This window comes from Nostoc sp. 'Peltigera membranacea cyanobiont' 210A, assembly GCF_002246015.1.
In the GTDB taxonomy this organism is placed as follows: domain Bacteria; phylum Cyanobacteriota; class Cyanobacteriia; order Cyanobacteriales; family Nostocaceae; genus Nostoc.
Window position 1 is genome coordinate 309,871 of the sequence record NZ_NOLJ01000005.1, and the last position, 14,965, is coordinate 324,835.

Here is a 14,965-nt window from a genome sequence, read left to right on the forward strand (position 1 = left end):
TAACGCTTGCTCTGCTTTTTTGAGTGCCTGAAAATTCTCATATTATTGCTAGTACTTAAAAGATTTGAATTTAACAGAGCGATTACAGACTTCCCTGAGTGCGATCGCGCGAGAACGCGATCCTTACATGGCAACGGCTGGGCACTTTTTTGTCCAAGAATACATCCGCCAGGAATTTTCCCAATGGGGGAGTGTGGAAATCCACACCTTTGAAGTCAGAGGTAAAACTTGCAATAACCTGATATTAAATTTACCATCCCAAGCTAGAGGGCAAAAAAAGGATTTACTGCCGATTTTAATTGGCGCTCATTATGATGGCGTTCCGGGAACAGTTGCGGCTGATGATAATGCTACAGGTGTGGCAGTCTTGCTGGAATTGGCGAGAAAGTTTGCTGCCCAAGCTGTCAGATATCCCTTAAGGCTGGTTGCTTTCGATATGGAAGAATACGGCTTACTGGGTAGTGCTGATTATGCAGCCCTGTTACATCAACAAAAGCAACAGCTACGCTTAATGATCTCCTTAGAGATGCTGGGCTATAAGGATTCTACGCCTGGTTCCCAAAGTTACCCCCCTCCTCTGGAACGCTTCTACCCAGATACAGGTGATTTTATTGCTTTAATTGGCAACTTGCGGACATTGCCTGACTTAATTGGGATGAGCCGTAATATTCGCAAAGCTGGCGTATCTAGTCAATGGCTACCCGTGCCGAATCGAGGTTTAATAGTTCCCCAAACCAGACTTAGCGATCATGCTCCATTTTGGGATTTGGGTTATCCGGCAATGATGGTGACAGATACGGCATTCTTGCGAAATCCACATTATCACAAAGCTAGTGATGCGATCGCTACTTTGGATTTAGATTTTCTGACTCGTGTATGTGAAGGTTTGGAAATTGCGATTCGGCGGTTGTGAAAAGATATTAGGATAGGTTCATCGTTCGCCAAACCAGACTTAGCGATCGCACCTCTTTTTTAGATGTGGTTTATCAGCAATCATGGGTACATATACAGCATTTTTGTGAAATCTATATCATGCATAAACCGAGTCGATCGCCACTGGGGTTTATTTTTATTATTCTCAGCTTTTTTCAATTGGTTATACTATCTTGCTGATGCGATCGCGCATTGGGAGTCAAAGTAATTAAATCGTCAATATTACGCTTCATTGTTTCACAAATTGCATCTAATGGTAAATCATTAACATCATAACCAAAGGGGTTTTCTATCTCTAAGCCAATCGCTTCAATGCCAAACAAAGTGAACCCAACCAAAGCAGAAACTAAACCTGTCCACCAACCGAGACTGTCTACTATTTGAAATGGTAGCAAAAAGCAATATAGTATCAGTAATTGCTTCAAATGAATAGCATAAGCAAGCGGCATAGGCGTTTTTAAAATACGTTCGCAAGCACCTAAATTATCCACAAGACTATTCAATAATTCTTGCAGAGATGTTAGCTGGTAGCTATTCAGACAATTACGATCGTACTGTTGCTGTAAATAATCTCCTATCCAAAAGGCAACCTCTATAGGAGGATTATTCATAATCTTCAGTTTTATGTACTTAGTAGATGGCATTAAGTCTTTTAACTCGCTATTGACAGCTTCTCCTCGCAAATGTAGTTTAGTTGTTACAGCAAACGCTACCAATAAGTTTAATGCTGTAATTTTATTGTCTTTATCATCTGGTGAAATTTCATCAACTGATACCCAAATTTGCCTTGCTAAATTTCGGACGTTATTTACTATAGAACCCCAGCATTTTCTCCCTTCCCAAAATCGCTCATAAGCAGTATTTGTACGAAAAACAAGTAACAAACCTAAAACAATACTAGGAATCACATTTACTAAAATTGGCTGGGATACAGGTTTTTCAAAATGGTGAAGCAGAGAAATTAAAAATCCAAAAGCTCCACACCATAAAACATGTTTGAAAATTGCTTTTATTACTGAACCTTTAGGTTGTAATGCTGTGCGGAACCATTTGATTTTTTCGTTCATGATGTATTCACCCTAATAAAATATTTATTGAACCGATATATTCAGTATTTTTTAGCTTAACAATAAGCATTATAAAAGTAGCATAATTAGCAAAGAGATACTTGAAAAACTATTCTTGTTAAGAACATAATATACTTGCGACTATGTATTTTATTCTAGTTTCTGTTATACAATTTAAAGTCCGTGTTAAATACTTATTATTAGAACTGAAGCAAATATTATATAAAAGTCAAAAGCAATGCTAGGGCTGGCTACAACTAAACGACAATTGTAAAGAGATGTAAATATTTTCCAGTGGCAGCATAAATTCCGAATTTTATCCTGATAAATCTATGAAAGAAAAGGTATATTCCTATCGATAATGTTCATACAGCATTAATCGGTATCATGTACCCCAGTAAATCAAAAAGTTCTAGCTTGTAAAAATCCTGCCCTGTAAATTAAATGTCTAGACATAACTTATTTGGTTATGTCTTTTTTATTGTCGTTAGTCTCAAAACGTTGAATTTCAATCAAATAACCATCAGGATCGCGGAAAAAGCAATGGTAAATGTTGTACTTTTGATTTAGTGTAGGTGGCTTTTCAAATTCGACGCCACGTTCTTTGAGATATTCAAACCATTCATCTACCTGCTGTGTTACGAGGGTAAAAATGACACTTGAGTATTTGCCGATTGGAGGAGTTGATTTTTCGCTTGCTTGACACAATCCTAAGTATCCAGAACCACTAACAGTATAAATTCGACAGGTTACTTGGTCAAGCCATAACTCCAAGCCTAGCTTTTGTTCGTAGAATTCTGTAGATACATTGAGGTTATAGGTAGAAAGGAAGGTAATTTGCTGGTCTATTTGCGGATGAGTAGACATAAAACACATTTGAGTATATACCCTAACGACATCGGGCGATCGCACATGTAACAATTGATTGATGTTAGAAACCTGTTACTGCTCCAGAATGCCTTAAGTGCATCTGGAGTTTCTTTTTGGAATAAAGCCATAAAAATTTTTCCAATCATCCTGATATGGCAAAACATGGCTGAATAAGGATGCATACTGAATTATCTATATTTAACACGGGCATCACTTATTGATGTACCCTTCCTACCAAACAACTCTCGCAAAACAGCCTCAGATTATCTGGGGCTGTTTTGCGTTACTTTTCACAGAGAAGGAATGTAAACAAGAATCTTCAAACACTTTTATCTACATTTGAGTGTATACCCTGATGACGTAGTATTCTCTCAGGGTGAAAATTTGGTATAGGTAAATGCGTATCTTTCCTGACTCCAGATTTGCCACAAACATTTCTGGAGTTTTTTCATTACTGAAGTTTGAAATCAGCAATCTAGTCTAGATTCTAGTCTAGATTCAAGTGAATATTTGATTTTGATTATGAACACGTATATTATAGCTGTGCAGTAAAATAAATATAAATTAGGAATTTTTATAAAAATTACTGAGAAAGTATGGAAATCTCAAATTCTACTCCTCAGAGAGACATACCACAGCTACAAGCTTCAGAAACACTTCTACAAACTAAGAGTATCAGCCGTTGGGAGTTTATGAAATTGTCATTAGAAGAACGGCGATGCATATTGGCAGCACAGTCTGAGTTAATGTTATTACATTACGAGCAAGATAGAGAATGGCAGGAGTTATAGACAGGAGACTTGATTGATTATTAGCTCTTTTAGTTATAAATAGGGTTATCTGGCTTGCTGATTTTGATCCGAGTGAGAGCATAAATAACAAAAGTATGCCCTGTTTTTAAAGCAAGTTTAAAAAACTATTATCATTGTCATCATCGTCTTTATCTCTCCAAAAATTTAATGTATACTCTATACTTTTATGTATATAATTTTTACTTGATTCCGCCGATTTAATCACATTTATTAGGTTCTTAGACAAACCATCAACGACAGCAACACCATTATCTCCTATGATTTCTTTAGCCTTATCCACTTGAGGACTAATTGGTTTACCTGTCTTACAATAATGTGCAAAATGCTCACAGTTATTATAAAAAATATTGTAGTTTTTCTCTCCTAATCTTCGTTTTGCTCTCATGAAGACAACTAGTGGAGGATCGGATTTATCATATTTCTTAATATAAATTTTTCTATTTTTAGCAAACTCATTCATGGGAACCCAGAGAATTATTCCATCCTTCCCGTGTTTATAATTATTTTTATAATGAATAACAGTGTCATTACCACAATCAATTCCATGATGATAGGGAGATTTACTATTATTATAAATACTACAGTATATGTGATCTCCTTGTGCCATGATTGATCTCCAGATATAACTATATAGTTTTAAATCTTTAGGCACATTTTATTAAATGTATTATTTATTTGTCAGTAGTAAAAACCGTAAATTTTTTCGATAAAGTTAAAACCAAATCTTTAAGTAGAAAGTTTGAAATACTAGAATTTTATCTAAGTAAATACTGAGTGTTCTCAAGAAATAAATCTGATAATTTATATAAATAAATTTGCAAAATATGAAGTAAATAAGAATCGCGATCGCACCTATCCTTATTGATTAGACTTAGAAGAAAATAGTTAAGTGATCGCACTCCCAATTTGGACTAAATCAAAGTGCGATCGCAGTAAATATAAATGTTTATTTCGTTGTATACGTCACAAAAATATCCTTTTTCATTTCAACTTCTGCTGGGGCATCTGGATTATAAGCTGGTGATAATAAAAAACTAGCAAACGACGGTAAAGGAACTCCAGTTTTAGAACTACATGAGGGATAAAATAATGTGTAAAATGGCTCGGCGACAGAAGGAGTACTCAGTTTAACTTCCATCGCAGTTGCTAAAGCCTGGGCGCGGCTTTGAGCATCTTTCATCGCTGATTGATAAACTGAACTCTGCAAAGCCTGACAGTCATTTACTGCGTACTCAACACCCACACTCTTGACAGAAAGGTTTTCAATCTGGCTCGTGGACTTGTTCGCTGTAGCAACAATTTCCTGGACGCGATCGCGTGTTGGTTTTTCTAGTCTCACCAATATCTTGGCGTTATTTTCACTGGAATTAGGGTTAATTTGCACTTGAATTTTATCAGCCCTAATGCCTTTAGCAACTAAGCTATCCACTACAGGCTGAAGAGTTGCTTTAGTTAGGGATTTTTTGTTTGGTAAAGGTTCTGCTGCTGTTTTGTAATTAAAAAGTAGAGTTGGTGAGGCAGCCCGGTCTTGTTGTTCCAACAAAGAGGGACTGCCGAACCCGGAGGGTGAGGATAGGCGGCGGGTTTCTGGTAGAGATGATGGTTGCGTTTGTAACTCATTATTGCTACTTCCACTACTGAATACCAACTCAATATCCGCTGTATCTGCTGGCACTCTCACAACCCCTTGACCGATTACCATTAATGAATGGCGATCGCTTGCTGGTGGGTAAAACAATTGGGCATTAGTGACTTTGGGTGTTAATGCCCCTACCCCGATCACGGAAATACTTAGCATTAGAGCAGTTATTTTTCTCATATCCTGGGAATATCCTTTGAACTTAGTAATTGTCAAATTTTACACCTCAAGAGGAATCTACTTAAAAAAATATTGAGCTAATCCCACGACTAAAGGCTGTGAGATTAGCTCAAAAATTCAAAATTCACTGCGGGCGTTATGATATCTCAGCAGAGAGCCAAATCTAGTTAGAACTATTAACCAAACCAGTGAGAGGGTTCACAAGCTGGTTGAACTGTTTCACAAACACGATGGCTAATCCAATCTGACTTTTCTTGAACGATTAGACAAATGCCTTGATGAATCAAATTTTGTAAATTTAGTTGCTGCTCTAAGGGTTTACGAGGCAATTTGTAATAAGCCAAGCTTCCTTGTTTAGCCTCCGCTGGAATCTGTTCATCAGACATGATGCTGTAAAAGGAGGGAATGCGATTGAGGACGAAAGTAATTAGCTCTTGGCGTAAATCAGGAATCGCAAAGGCTTGTTGATATGGATGGGATGGATATGTATTCAAAACACTTTCAATTTCTCCCACTATTGATTGTTGTGTTAAATTGACTACCATTTTCATGGTTTTTAAACTCCTTTTTTAATCAATTCAATGCTTGTTGGAGAGAATAACTTTTTTAGATGGCAATGTCGTGATGACAATCAGTTAAAAACAATTCAACTTACAGATGCAATCAACCCCAAAACTAGCCTCTTATCTTGGTACAATCTCAGACATTTGGCTTTGCTTATTTTTGTTAAAGTTTATACTGTCTTACAGCATGACTTATTAAAACAGCGTCCAATAAGCTGGTAATTTACCGACATTTTATATTTATAATCCTAATTATTTCAAATTTCTGCTAAAAAGCCAGAAATCTACGTAAAACGCAGCATCAAGGCTAGGGGATCAAGATTAACAGCAATAGAACAACCTGAATTAGGAACAAGTTTTTCATAAAGTTAATCTTTTTGGGTAATTGGCATCACTTTTTAGGTTCGCAGCAAAATTTGCTATTTCATCTAAAAAACTTATTTGTTGCACTTTGATTTAGTCAGTCAGAAAAATAGCGACTCACTATAGTGCAGAATCAGTCTAGCGACAGATGAAATGATCAGGCAAAAACGTTTAAAAAGTTCACATTATCGAAAGGGAGATGACGCAACTGATTATTAATTTCATCAGCCGCAGCTAATCCAGAAAGGATCGCACCTTCGACAAGATTGCCTCCACACCAATCACCACAGCAAACTAAAGGTAAGGGAGTTCCGGCAGACAAAAAAGCTTCGTGCCAAGAACGGCTAGGAAAGGCATAACGCCAACGATGTACTTGCATCCATTCGGGAGTATTTAGCCAAGGAAGGGACAGAGATTCAGCTGCTCGTTGCAACATATACTGTCCAGCAGGTTGTAAATCCTGGGATTCTAAATGACGTTGGGCAAAATTAGCGCTACTTTGCACCACAAAATGTGGTTGTTTAGGGTTAGGACGCTTGCTACTGTCCAAACCAATCCATGCTAAATCAGCATCATCCACAAAAGTTAGGGCTTTCCACTGAGGGAGGGGTTGAGATGTAGAAGGATATCCAGCGATCGCACTAATCGAAGGATAAAATTCTACAGAACGCAAGTTATCAAGAAAGGCTGCATCCAATACACTCTCACCCAAAGGTTCTAACAGCATCACCGCTTGGGGTGCAGGAATAGCGACGACTATAGCTTTTGCAGTTAATTCTTCGTTACTAGATTCGAGAGTCAAACGCCAGCTATTTTCAGGAGTTGGGGCAATAGCTATAACACGGTGATTCAGTAATATTTCTAAACCTGGGGCGAGGGATTTAGCGATCGCACTCATTCCCGCAGGTGCAACATAACGCGGACTGCGGTTTTTTGGTTCAGATAAAGGAACACCTGTTGTAAGTTCGGAAACCTCATCTGTCCAAACTTCTAGGATATGGCGATCGCGCAATATCTCCACAAAACGTTCTAATAATTCACCCTTTGGCTTCAGGTAACAAGCCCCATGATCCGCCAAAGTTCCGTACAAGCGGCGTGTAGCTAGTCTTCCTCCCAAACCACGCGACTTTTCCACCACTACCACCGAATATCCAGCTTGACTTAACTGCTGGGCACAGACTAAACCGGCAATTCCGGCACCAATCACTGCAATATCAGTCATGAGTCAATAGTCCCTATTTAATTATTGGTCATTAGTTATTGGTTATTATCAAAGGACAAAATTACTACTAATGACTGCTGAAAGCTAATAGTAGAATAAGGTACATAAAGCTGCACGGAAGGGAGGAAGGGAAATTGGATGAAATGAGGGCGGCGCTAGAGTTAGCGACCGAAGAAGAATTGCAAGATTTAACGGCAATTCTATTTAGTCGTAAGTTCAATCCCTTAGACTATGTACACACACCCGAACCCATCGAAGTTCAAAGCCAAGACCGCAAAGCTTGGTTAGATGCACTAGAGGGACGCTTTCGTTTTTTGGCGGCAGATGGGATGACAGTATTACGGGGACGTACAGGGCAGGTAACTTACCGACAAGCGTTAGTTCAAGTATGTAAGTATCTAAAAATTCCCTATTCTCATCAGCTGGCAACTATTGATTTAGAAGCAGAAGTATTTTTGCATCTGCTAGGACAGGTGTGGAAAAAATTGCCTGAACAAGAAAAGCAAAAATTGACTGTACAGGTGCAGCGTCAACTGCTCAAATCAGAATTAAAACAACCCTTACCACTTTTATTGCAACGTGACCCCTTGGGGTTACTTTTCAAAGGCGGTAGTGCCCTAGCGGTTACTTCTCTTCTCCAGCCACTTGTGCTTCAGCAAATTGCCCGTCAATTTGCCATCCACTTTGCTACTTATGAAGTAGCCAAACAAGCCGCGATTACAGGCACAGAAGCAGCTGCAACGCAATTTCAAAGTTATGTAACGATGCAAATGGCGCAACGGGGTATGACAGTGAGTGCAGCTCGTTATGGGGCAGCCCGCACGATGTTTGCTGTGATTGGCCCGATGATGTGGACTTGGTTTATTGCGGATTTAGGCTGGAGAGCGATCGCTACTAACTATGGTCGAATCATCCCTACTATCTTTGCCTTAGCTCAAATTCGCCTCACCCGTGAGGAATGTTGGGAGCCAGCTTGAACAAGGTTTTTGACTATTTCAAGTCTCGTTGGCAATCTTCTTGGAACTACTCTCTATGGGCACTGTTAATCTTCCCATTGAGTCCTTTAGTGGGGGCTGTGACTGTAGGTTTTGTCTCATTAATAACTTGGCTGAAACAATCCCGCAAAATTAATCGCCGCCCCCTCAACTGGGGATTTGCCCTGTTGAGTGTATTACTGATCGTGAGTGCTGGCTTTGCCCAAGACAAAACAGCAGCTTTCCTCGGCTTATTTAATTTATTACCATTCTTTTTACTTTTCGCTGCCCATAGCGCTCTGATTCAAACATTTACCCAATTGCGGCAAATGGCTTGGGCTTTAGTAATTGGTTCCATGCCAGTAGCAATTATGGGCTTGGGACAATTATTTTTAGACTGGAGTTTCAAGTTCGAGTTTGTGTGGGTTGTGTTTAGTTGGACAATCAGACCAGGCGGAAACCCACCAGGTCGTATTGCTTCACTTTTCTTGCACGCTAACACCTTCGCAGCTTATCTAGTAATAGTTTTCATCCTTAGTCTAGGGTTGTGGATCGAACAATGGCGATTAGGGATTGGGTATTGGAGATTGAGCATAAGAGGCAGCACTTCTCTACGAGAGGCTGCGCCAACAGCTACGCTCAGTGACAGAGGGGCAGCACTTCTCTACGAGAGGCTGCGCCAACGGCTACGCTCTGTTACCGAGGGGCAGAGGAGCACAGGGGAAAGACTTACTGCGCCCCACTCTCCAGTTCCCTTTCTCTTCCTAACCGTGGCAGTGATTACGAATTTTATTACCTTGATTTTCACCAACTCGCGTAATGGGTGGGCGATCGCTATTTTTGCCTGTTTAGCTTATGCACTCTACCAAGGTTGGCGCATTCTTGTAGGTAGCGTTGCTGCGATCGTTTCTAGTATTCTTTTAGCGGCTTTTGCTCCCTCACCAGTCGGTCACATTTTTCGCTGGGTAGTTCCCGCCTTCTTTTGGGCAAGGTTAAATGACGATATGTATCCAGATAGACCAGTCGCTTTAATGCGAAAAACTCAGTGGGAGTTTGCCTGGTCTTTAGCTCAACAACATCCTTGGACTGGTTGGGGGTTACGCAGTTTTAGTAACCTTTACAAAGCAAAGATGCAGATTCCCTTGGGTCATCCCCATAACTTGTTTTTAATGTTATCTGCTGAAACTGGTTTTCCCAGTACTTTTTTATTTTGTGGCTTACTAGCTTGGATTTTGATTATAAGTGTCCAACTACTCCAAAAGTCAAAATATATAAATACAGGAGACAAATTGATATTTTTCAGTTATCTTCTATCCTTTGTTGGCTGGATTTTATTGAATACAGTAGATGTAACCCTCTTTGATTTTCGTTTGAATACGGTTTCATGGCTAATTTTGGCTGCCATTTCTGGAGTAGTACATCGCTATCACGAAAAAGACAGGCTTGCATCTCATCAAAGTTAGCTATTAGTTTTTTCAGTGTATGCACTGGGGACATTGAGAGTTTCAAGTTAATAATATTGTTATATTCACGTCTGTGAGTGTGACTAATACCTAATTGGTCACTGTTGCTGATTGTTGGGAAGGTGTAGGGACACCCATTTGGGGTTTTCCTGCATGACGGGCATCTCTTGTAGATGCCCTTTTGTATATTTATTATTTTTATTCAGTTAAAAACGATTCAAAGACAGGATTGACTGCAATACGGTTTGGTTAAGGTTTGTTGATGAAAATTTTAGATAACTAAAGACGCGATAAATCGCCGTCAAGACAAAAGACTGATTATTATAGAGACGGCAATTGATCGCGTCTCTTGCCTTAACTGAAGTTAAATACAAAAGAATTTAGAGAAAGGGATAATATTAAATTAGATATTGTTGTTAGAACCGATTAAATTTATATTATTAGGACTGGGATAGAAACGAACTTTGCTAAAATTTTTATTTTGGCTGCACCACTAGTTCAGGACTTTTCCAAGCCCATGATTATCGCTGCAATTCCTGGCAAAGAAAATGTGTTTTTTTATCGAATTTACGACGCAGCGACTAAAATCAGGATTCGCTCTGAATGGAACAAATATGCTGATTGGACGGCAATTATTGATAGTGTTCAAACTAAGTTGCAGATATCTCAAAATTTCCATATCGTTTATGCTGAGGCAATACTGTTCTGAATAACTGAGGAATTTGGCAAAGTAATACCAGTTTTAGCTATGGTAAATCAGAGGGTTGAAGGCGGAAAATCTTTATATGACTAAGATCAGATCGCGCCCAATATTCTGATTGAGCATTAAAGACTACGATAACTCTTATGGTGTAAGCTCTCGGTAAAATGGGTGTGTCGGTAACGAAAAAAAGACGCCTCCATAACCAACCTTATGCTCACAACAGCTAACTTTTTTCAGTACACCCAATGGTCAGGTATAGCTACATTGGTATTTGCTGCCTTGACATTTTTGGCTTTTATTCTCAAATGGGGCATCCGCTTTCGGTTGGTGGGTACGACTGGCTTTATGCTGGTGGTGACTGCTGGTTTATTTGGACTCTCAATAGTCCCCTTGAGTCGGACTGTGATTCCCGGAGCAGCTCGGTACACTCTAGTTTATGACAATGGTTCAACACAAGCAGTGATTGCCACATCACCCAAAATTACACCCACACAATTAGAAGCAACTTTACGTCAAGCAGCTAGCAATCTCTTTTCTTATGGTCGTTCAGGTACACGGGAAGACGGAAATTTGACAGTTCGCGCCCGTACTATTATTCACCCGGAAACAGGGATTTCTGTCCCAGTTTACTTGGGTGAGGTCAAGCGATCGCTCGTTTCTCATCAAAATTCCCCGGTAGCAGTCAAAATTTACACAGACAATTTCGCAAAATTGCCTAAACCTACTGCTTAAGAGGCAGGGAGCAGGGAGCAGGGAGCAGGGAGCAGGGAGCAGGGAGCAAGGGAAAAGAGTTTTCCCCTCTGTCCCCCCGCACTTCTGCCTCTTTTCAATGCCCAATGCTCAATGCTCAATGCTCAATGCTCAATGCCCAATGCCCAATGCCCAATGCCCAAAAATAATTTACCTGTTATCAGGATGACAAAATTTATTTTGTATTTACTGATACATTAATGGTTATTTTTAGATTAAGATATTTACACTTTAGTGGTTATACTGTGGGAAAAAGTTAATCAGCGTGGGGTAGTGGGTACTGACAGTTGTAATTTGTCAGTTGTTGTCCTAAATTGCCCCTGTTGCCATTTTCAAAATTCTTTGCAGCAAATCAAGAGGTTGTAAGGGCATATATTTGCGTACCTTTACATATATATCTGTAGCTAAGGATTGCATGAAATAGCACGATCGCCTACACATTATCAATTCTCGATTGCTTTTCTTGAGAATCTGACAATGGTAATGTTAATTAATTATACGGTTATTCAAAACTTTGATAGTTCGGAATTTCAGGTCAATGGGTATTTATAGATTCAAGCAATGTCGTCAAACTACTCAATCAGTCGGCAACAGGACTTGTCTATTGAATTGCTTGGCTCAAATCCAGATGAGCTGGGTGGAAGGTTGGAGACATCCAAAAACCAGCTTGGCAACAAGTATCCTCGATCACTAGTCTATATTATTAAGAAATATCAAGGTTTTGGTAAACGAGATTATATGCCCAATAATTTTTCTACTCAACCTTCTTTGTCTACTCAAACTTCTAGTTCATTATTTACGCTCACAGTTTCCCCCGCAAAAGTAATCCGTGGTTCTGGGGTGTTGCAAACAGCCGCAGCAGAGATTGCCTGTTTGGGAAGTCGTCCCTTAATTGTGGCAGGTAAGTCTACTCTCGCTATCAGCCAACAAAATTTACAACCAGTTTTAGAAGCGCAGCAGTTACATACTGTCCAAGCTTCTTATGGTGCAGATTGCTGCGAAGCTAGCCTGAAATCTTTACAGAAGAAGGCAAAAGAACATAAAGCTGATGTCATTATCGGTGTTGGTGGTGGCAAAGCCCTAGATACAGCGAAATTAGTCGCGCAGCAGTTACATTTACCAGTGGTGACAATTCCTACTTCCGGCGCTACTTGTGCAGCTTGGAGTGCCTTATCAAATGTTTATTCGGAAGATGGGGCTTTTCTGTATGATGTGGGGCTATCTCGTTGTCCCGATTTATTGATACTCGATTATGACTTGATTAAAACTGCACCACAACGTACCTTAGTAGCTGGAATTGGTGATGCGATCGCTAAGTGGTACGAAGCCTCAGTTAGCAGTGGACACTTGCAAGATACTTTAATTATTGCTGCGGTGCAACAAGCACGAGTTTTGCGAGATATCTTGTTGCAAAAGTCAGCCGCCGCCCTCGAAGAACCAGGTAGTGAGGTTTGGCGAGAAGTGGTAGATGCCGCTGTTTTACTCGCTGGGGTAGTTGGGGGACTTGGAGGAGCGCAGTGTCGCACAGTTGCTGCCCATGCCGTGCATAACGGCTTAACTCATATTTCAGGACATGGCAGTATTCATGGCGAAAAAGTTGCTTTTGGGATTTTGGTGCAACTGCGTTTAGAAGAAATGCTACAAGGCAATCAACTAGCAGCATCGGCACGGCAACAGTTGTTAAAGTTCTACACAGAAATTGGACTACCCCAAAAATTAAGTGATTTGGGATTGGGCAATATTACATTAGGCGAATTGCAAACAGCTGCCGAAATGGCTCTAGTTCCTAATTCTGATATCCATCGACTACCGTTTAAAGTCGCGCCAGAACAGTTGATGGCGGCAATGGTTTCTACCACTGCACCTATAGATAGTAGAGATACTGCAAATCGAGTTTCGCCCAAGGGAATGAGTGACGAGGTTTTATGAGTTTAAATTGGATTGTCCCAGCAGAACGCATACAAAAACTACCACCTTATGTATTTGCCCGTTTAGATGAACTGAAAGCTAAAGCACGGGAACAAGGGTTAGATTTAATTGACTTGGGTATGGGAAACCCCGATGGTGCAACGCCAGCACCAGTGGTAGAAGCGGCGATCGCAGCTTTAAAAGATCCCGCCAATCACGGTTATCCTCCTTTTGAGGGCACAGCTAGTTTCCGCCGCGCTATCACTAACTGGTATCGTCGCCGTTATGATGTGGTTCTCGATCCTGATAGCGAAGCCTTACCACTGCTGGGTTCTAAAGAAGGATTAACCCATTTAGCACTCGCCTACGTTAACCCTGGCGATTTAGTTCTGGTTCCTTCCCCGGCTTATCCGGCACATTTCCGCGGCCCGGCGATCGCTGGTGGGAAAATCCACAGTTTGATTCTTAAACCCGAAAATGACTGGTTAATTGATTTAGCTGCCATTCCTGACGAGGTTGCTAGACAAGCTAAAATGCTCTATTTCAACTATCCCAGCAATCCTACCGCCGCCACCGCCCCCCGCGAATTTTTTGAAGAAATCGTCGCCTTCGCCCGCAAATATGAAATTTTGCTGGTGCATGATTTGTGTTACGCCGAGTTAGCTTTTGATGGTTATCAACCCACTAGCTTGTTAGAAATTCCCGGTGCGAAGGATATTGGTGTGGAATTTCACACCTTATCTAAAACCTACAATATGGCTGGTTGGCGCGTCGGCTTTGTCGTGGGGAACCGCCATGTAATTCAAGGTTTGCGGACGCTGAAAACTAACTTGGACTACGGCATTTTTGCAGCATTACAAACAGCAGCCGAAACAGCTTTACAACTGCCAGATGTGTATTTGCACGAGGTACAACAACGCTACCGTACCCGCCGCGATTTCCTCATTCATGGGTTAGGAGAGTTGGGTTGGGATATCCCCAAAACCAAGGCGACGATGTATCTTTGGGTGAAGTGTCCCGTGGGTGTTGGTTCCACAGATTTTGCCCTGAACGTGTTGCAACAAACAGGTGTTGTGGTTACTCCAGGTAATGCCTTTGGGGTTGCAGGTGAGGGTTATGTCAGGATCAGTTTGATTGCAGACTGCGATCGCTTGGGTGAAGCTTTACATCGCTTCAAGCAAGCTGGCATCCGCTATCAACCTGAAGCTGTAGTCCCTGCTTCAGAAGCGATCGCCGATCTTGTTAGTTGATTAGAGAGAAGAAAACCAATATTTAGATAACTAAAATTTTTGCTGACGATCTTTGAGATCGTGTAAAAAAATAGAAAGAGTTAACAATTATTGGTACTAATATTTACATCAGTCAAGAAATTCAAGATTCTTGAATTAAAGCTGCTGCTTTAAAATAAGTATCTGTTGAAGAACTAGCTTCTTCTCTTTTGAGGGAGAGTGTTCAAAAAAGTTTTGGGCAAATTCGCTATTCTAGCTGCACAAGATACTAAAACTAGAGGATTTACTA

Annotated in this window: 14 protein-coding genes; 8 read left to right on the forward strand and 6 right to left on the reverse strand. The window is 40.4% G+C overall.

The annotated features are described in order from the left end of the window. Positions 1 to 64: 64 nt before the first annotated feature. On the forward strand, positions 65 to 913 hold the full coding sequence (locus CDG76_RS17490; protein WP_094350237.1) for a M28 family peptidase: 849 nt from the start codon (positions 65 to 67) through the stop codon (positions 911 to 913). Between the two features lie 175 nt (positions 914 to 1,088). Here the strand turns inward: CDG76_RS17490 and CDG76_RS17495 are convergent, their stop codons facing one another. Together CDG76_RS17495 and CDG76_RS17500 are read right to left on the reverse strand one after the other, a co-directional pair. After that, positions 1,089 to 2,000 carry a bestrophin family protein gene (locus CDG76_RS17495; protein WP_442946378.1) on the reverse strand — a complete coding sequence of 304 codons (912 nt, stop codon included), beginning with the start codon at positions 1,998 to 2,000 and terminating at the stop codon, positions 1,089 to 1,091. A 459-nt stretch (positions 2,001 to 2,459) separates the two neighbouring features. After that, positions 2,460 to 2,867 (reverse strand): VOC family protein, encoded by a 408-nt coding sequence (locus CDG76_RS17500; protein WP_094350239.1) that lies wholly within the window; start codon positions 2,865 to 2,867, stop codon positions 2,460 to 2,462. 599 nt (positions 2,868 to 3,466) lie between these two features. Here CDG76_RS17500 and CDG76_RS17505 point away from each other — a divergent pair. Next, a complete protein-coding gene (locus tag CDG76_RS17505) occupies positions 3,467 to 3,661 on the forward strand; it encodes a hypothetical protein (RefSeq protein ID WP_094350240.1) in 195 nt (64 codons plus the stop codon). A gap of 106 nt (positions 3,662 to 3,767) precedes the next feature. On the opposite strand, the gene CDG76_RS17510 is transcribed toward CDG76_RS17505, so the two are convergent. From CDG76_RS17510 to CDG76_RS17530, 4 genes are all read right to left on the reverse strand, one after another. Then, positions 3,768 to 4,289 carry a lecithin retinol acyltransferase family protein gene (locus CDG76_RS17510; RefSeq protein ID WP_094350241.1) on the reverse strand — a complete coding sequence of 174 codons (522 nt, stop codon included), beginning with the start codon at positions 4,287 to 4,289 and terminating at the stop codon, positions 3,768 to 3,770. Positions 4,290 to 4,628: 339 nt separating this feature from the next. Then, on the reverse strand, positions 4,629 to 5,501 hold the full coding sequence (locus tag CDG76_RS17515; RefSeq protein ID WP_094350242.1) for an SIMPL domain-containing protein: 873 nt from the start codon (positions 5,499 to 5,501) through the stop codon (positions 4,629 to 4,631). Between the two features lie 176 nt (positions 5,502 to 5,677). Continuing rightward, positions 5,678 to 6,052 (reverse strand): hypothetical protein, encoded by a 375-nt coding sequence (locus CDG76_RS17520; RefSeq protein ID WP_094350243.1) that lies wholly within the window; start codon positions 6,050 to 6,052, stop codon positions 5,678 to 5,680. A gap of 532 nt (positions 6,053 to 6,584) precedes the next feature. Then, positions 6,585 to 7,649: an NAD(P)/FAD-dependent oxidoreductase gene (locus CDG76_RS17530; protein WP_094350245.1), complete on the reverse strand. Its 1,065-nt coding sequence runs from the start codon at positions 7,647 to 7,649 to the stop codon at positions 6,585 to 6,587. 134 nt (positions 7,650 to 7,783) lie between these two features. On the opposite strand from CDG76_RS17530, the gene CDG76_RS17535 reads away from it, so the two are divergent. The 6 genes from CDG76_RS17535 (at position 7,784) to CDG76_RS17560 (ending at position 14,697) form a co-directional block, all read left to right on the forward strand. After that, on the forward strand, positions 7,784 to 8,626 hold the full coding sequence (locus tag CDG76_RS17535; RefSeq protein ID WP_094350246.1) for a YaaW family protein: 843 nt from the start codon (positions 7,784 to 7,786) through the stop codon (positions 8,624 to 8,626). Further along, entirely contained in the window at positions 8,608 to 10,086 is a 1,479-nt protein-coding gene (locus CDG76_RS17540) for an O-antigen ligase family protein (protein WP_094350247.1), read from the forward strand. The genes CDG76_RS17535 and CDG76_RS17540 overlap by 19 nt, the downstream gene beginning before the upstream one ends. 517 nt (positions 10,087 to 10,603) lie before the next feature. Beyond that, positions 10,604 to 10,795 (forward strand): hypothetical protein, encoded by a 192-nt coding sequence (locus CDG76_RS37390; RefSeq protein WP_190240880.1) that lies wholly within the window; start codon positions 10,604 to 10,606, stop codon positions 10,793 to 10,795. Positions 10,796 to 10,999: 204 nt separating this feature from the next. Then, a complete protein-coding gene (locus CDG76_RS17550; RefSeq protein ID WP_094350248.1) occupies positions 11,000 to 11,521 on the forward strand; it encodes a Ycf51 family protein in 522 nt (173 codons plus the stop codon). A 756-nt stretch (positions 11,522 to 12,277) separates the two neighbouring features. Next, positions 12,278 to 13,468: an iron-containing alcohol dehydrogenase family protein gene (locus CDG76_RS17555; RefSeq protein WP_094350524.1), complete on the forward strand. Its 1,191-nt coding sequence runs from the start codon at positions 12,278 to 12,280 to the stop codon at positions 13,466 to 13,468. After that, complete coding sequence (locus tag CDG76_RS17560) at positions 13,465 to 14,697, forward strand: aspartate aminotransferase (RefSeq protein WP_094350249.1); 1,233 nt, start codon at positions 13,465 to 13,467, stop codon at positions 14,695 to 14,697. The genes CDG76_RS17555 and CDG76_RS17560 overlap by 4 nt, the downstream gene beginning before the upstream one ends. The last annotated feature ends 268 nt before the right edge of the window (positions 14,698 to 14,965 follow it).

Coding starts and splice junctions, on each gene's coding strand:
- CDG76_RS17505 (WP_094350240.1), top strand. CDS start 3,467: ATGGAAATCTCAAATTCTACTCCTCAGAGAGACATACCACAGCTACAA.
- CDG76_RS17495 (WP_442946378.1), bottom strand. CDS start 2,000: ATGAACGAAAAAATCAAATGGTTCCGCACAGCATTACAACCTAAAGGT.
- CDG76_RS17510 (WP_094350241.1), bottom strand. CDS start 4,289: ATGGCACAAGGAGATCACATATACTGTAGTATTTATAATAATAGTAAA.
- CDG76_RS37390 (WP_190240880.1), top strand. CDS start 10,604: ATGATTATCGCTGCAATTCCTGGCAAAGAAAATGTGTTTTTTTATCGA.
- CDG76_RS17540 (WP_094350247.1), top strand. CDS start 8,608: ATGTTGGGAGCCAGCTTGAACAAGGTTTTTGACTATTTCAAGTCTCGT.
- CDG76_RS17515 (WP_094350242.1), bottom strand. CDS start 5,501: ATGAGAAAAATAACTGCTCTAATGCTAAGTATTTCCGTGATCGGGGTA.
- CDG76_RS17550 (WP_094350248.1), top strand. CDS start 11,000: ATGCTCACAACAGCTAACTTTTTTCAGTACACCCAATGGTCAGGTATA.
- CDG76_RS17530 (WP_094350245.1), bottom strand. CDS start 7,649: ATGACTGATATTGCAGTGATTGGTGCCGGAATTGCCGGTTTAGTCTGT.
- CDG76_RS17560 (WP_094350249.1), top strand. CDS start 13,465: ATGAGTTTAAATTGGATTGTCCCAGCAGAACGCATACAAAAACTACCA.
- CDG76_RS17500 (WP_094350239.1), bottom strand. CDS start 2,867: ATGTCTACTCATCCGCAAATAGACCAGCAAATTACCTTCCTTTCTACC.
- CDG76_RS17520 (WP_094350243.1), bottom strand. CDS start 6,052: ATGAAAATGGTAGTCAATTTAACACAACAATCAATAGTGGGAGAAATT.
- CDG76_RS17555 (WP_094350524.1), top strand. CDS start 12,278: ATGCCCAATAATTTTTCTACTCAACCTTCTTTGTCTACTCAAACTTCT.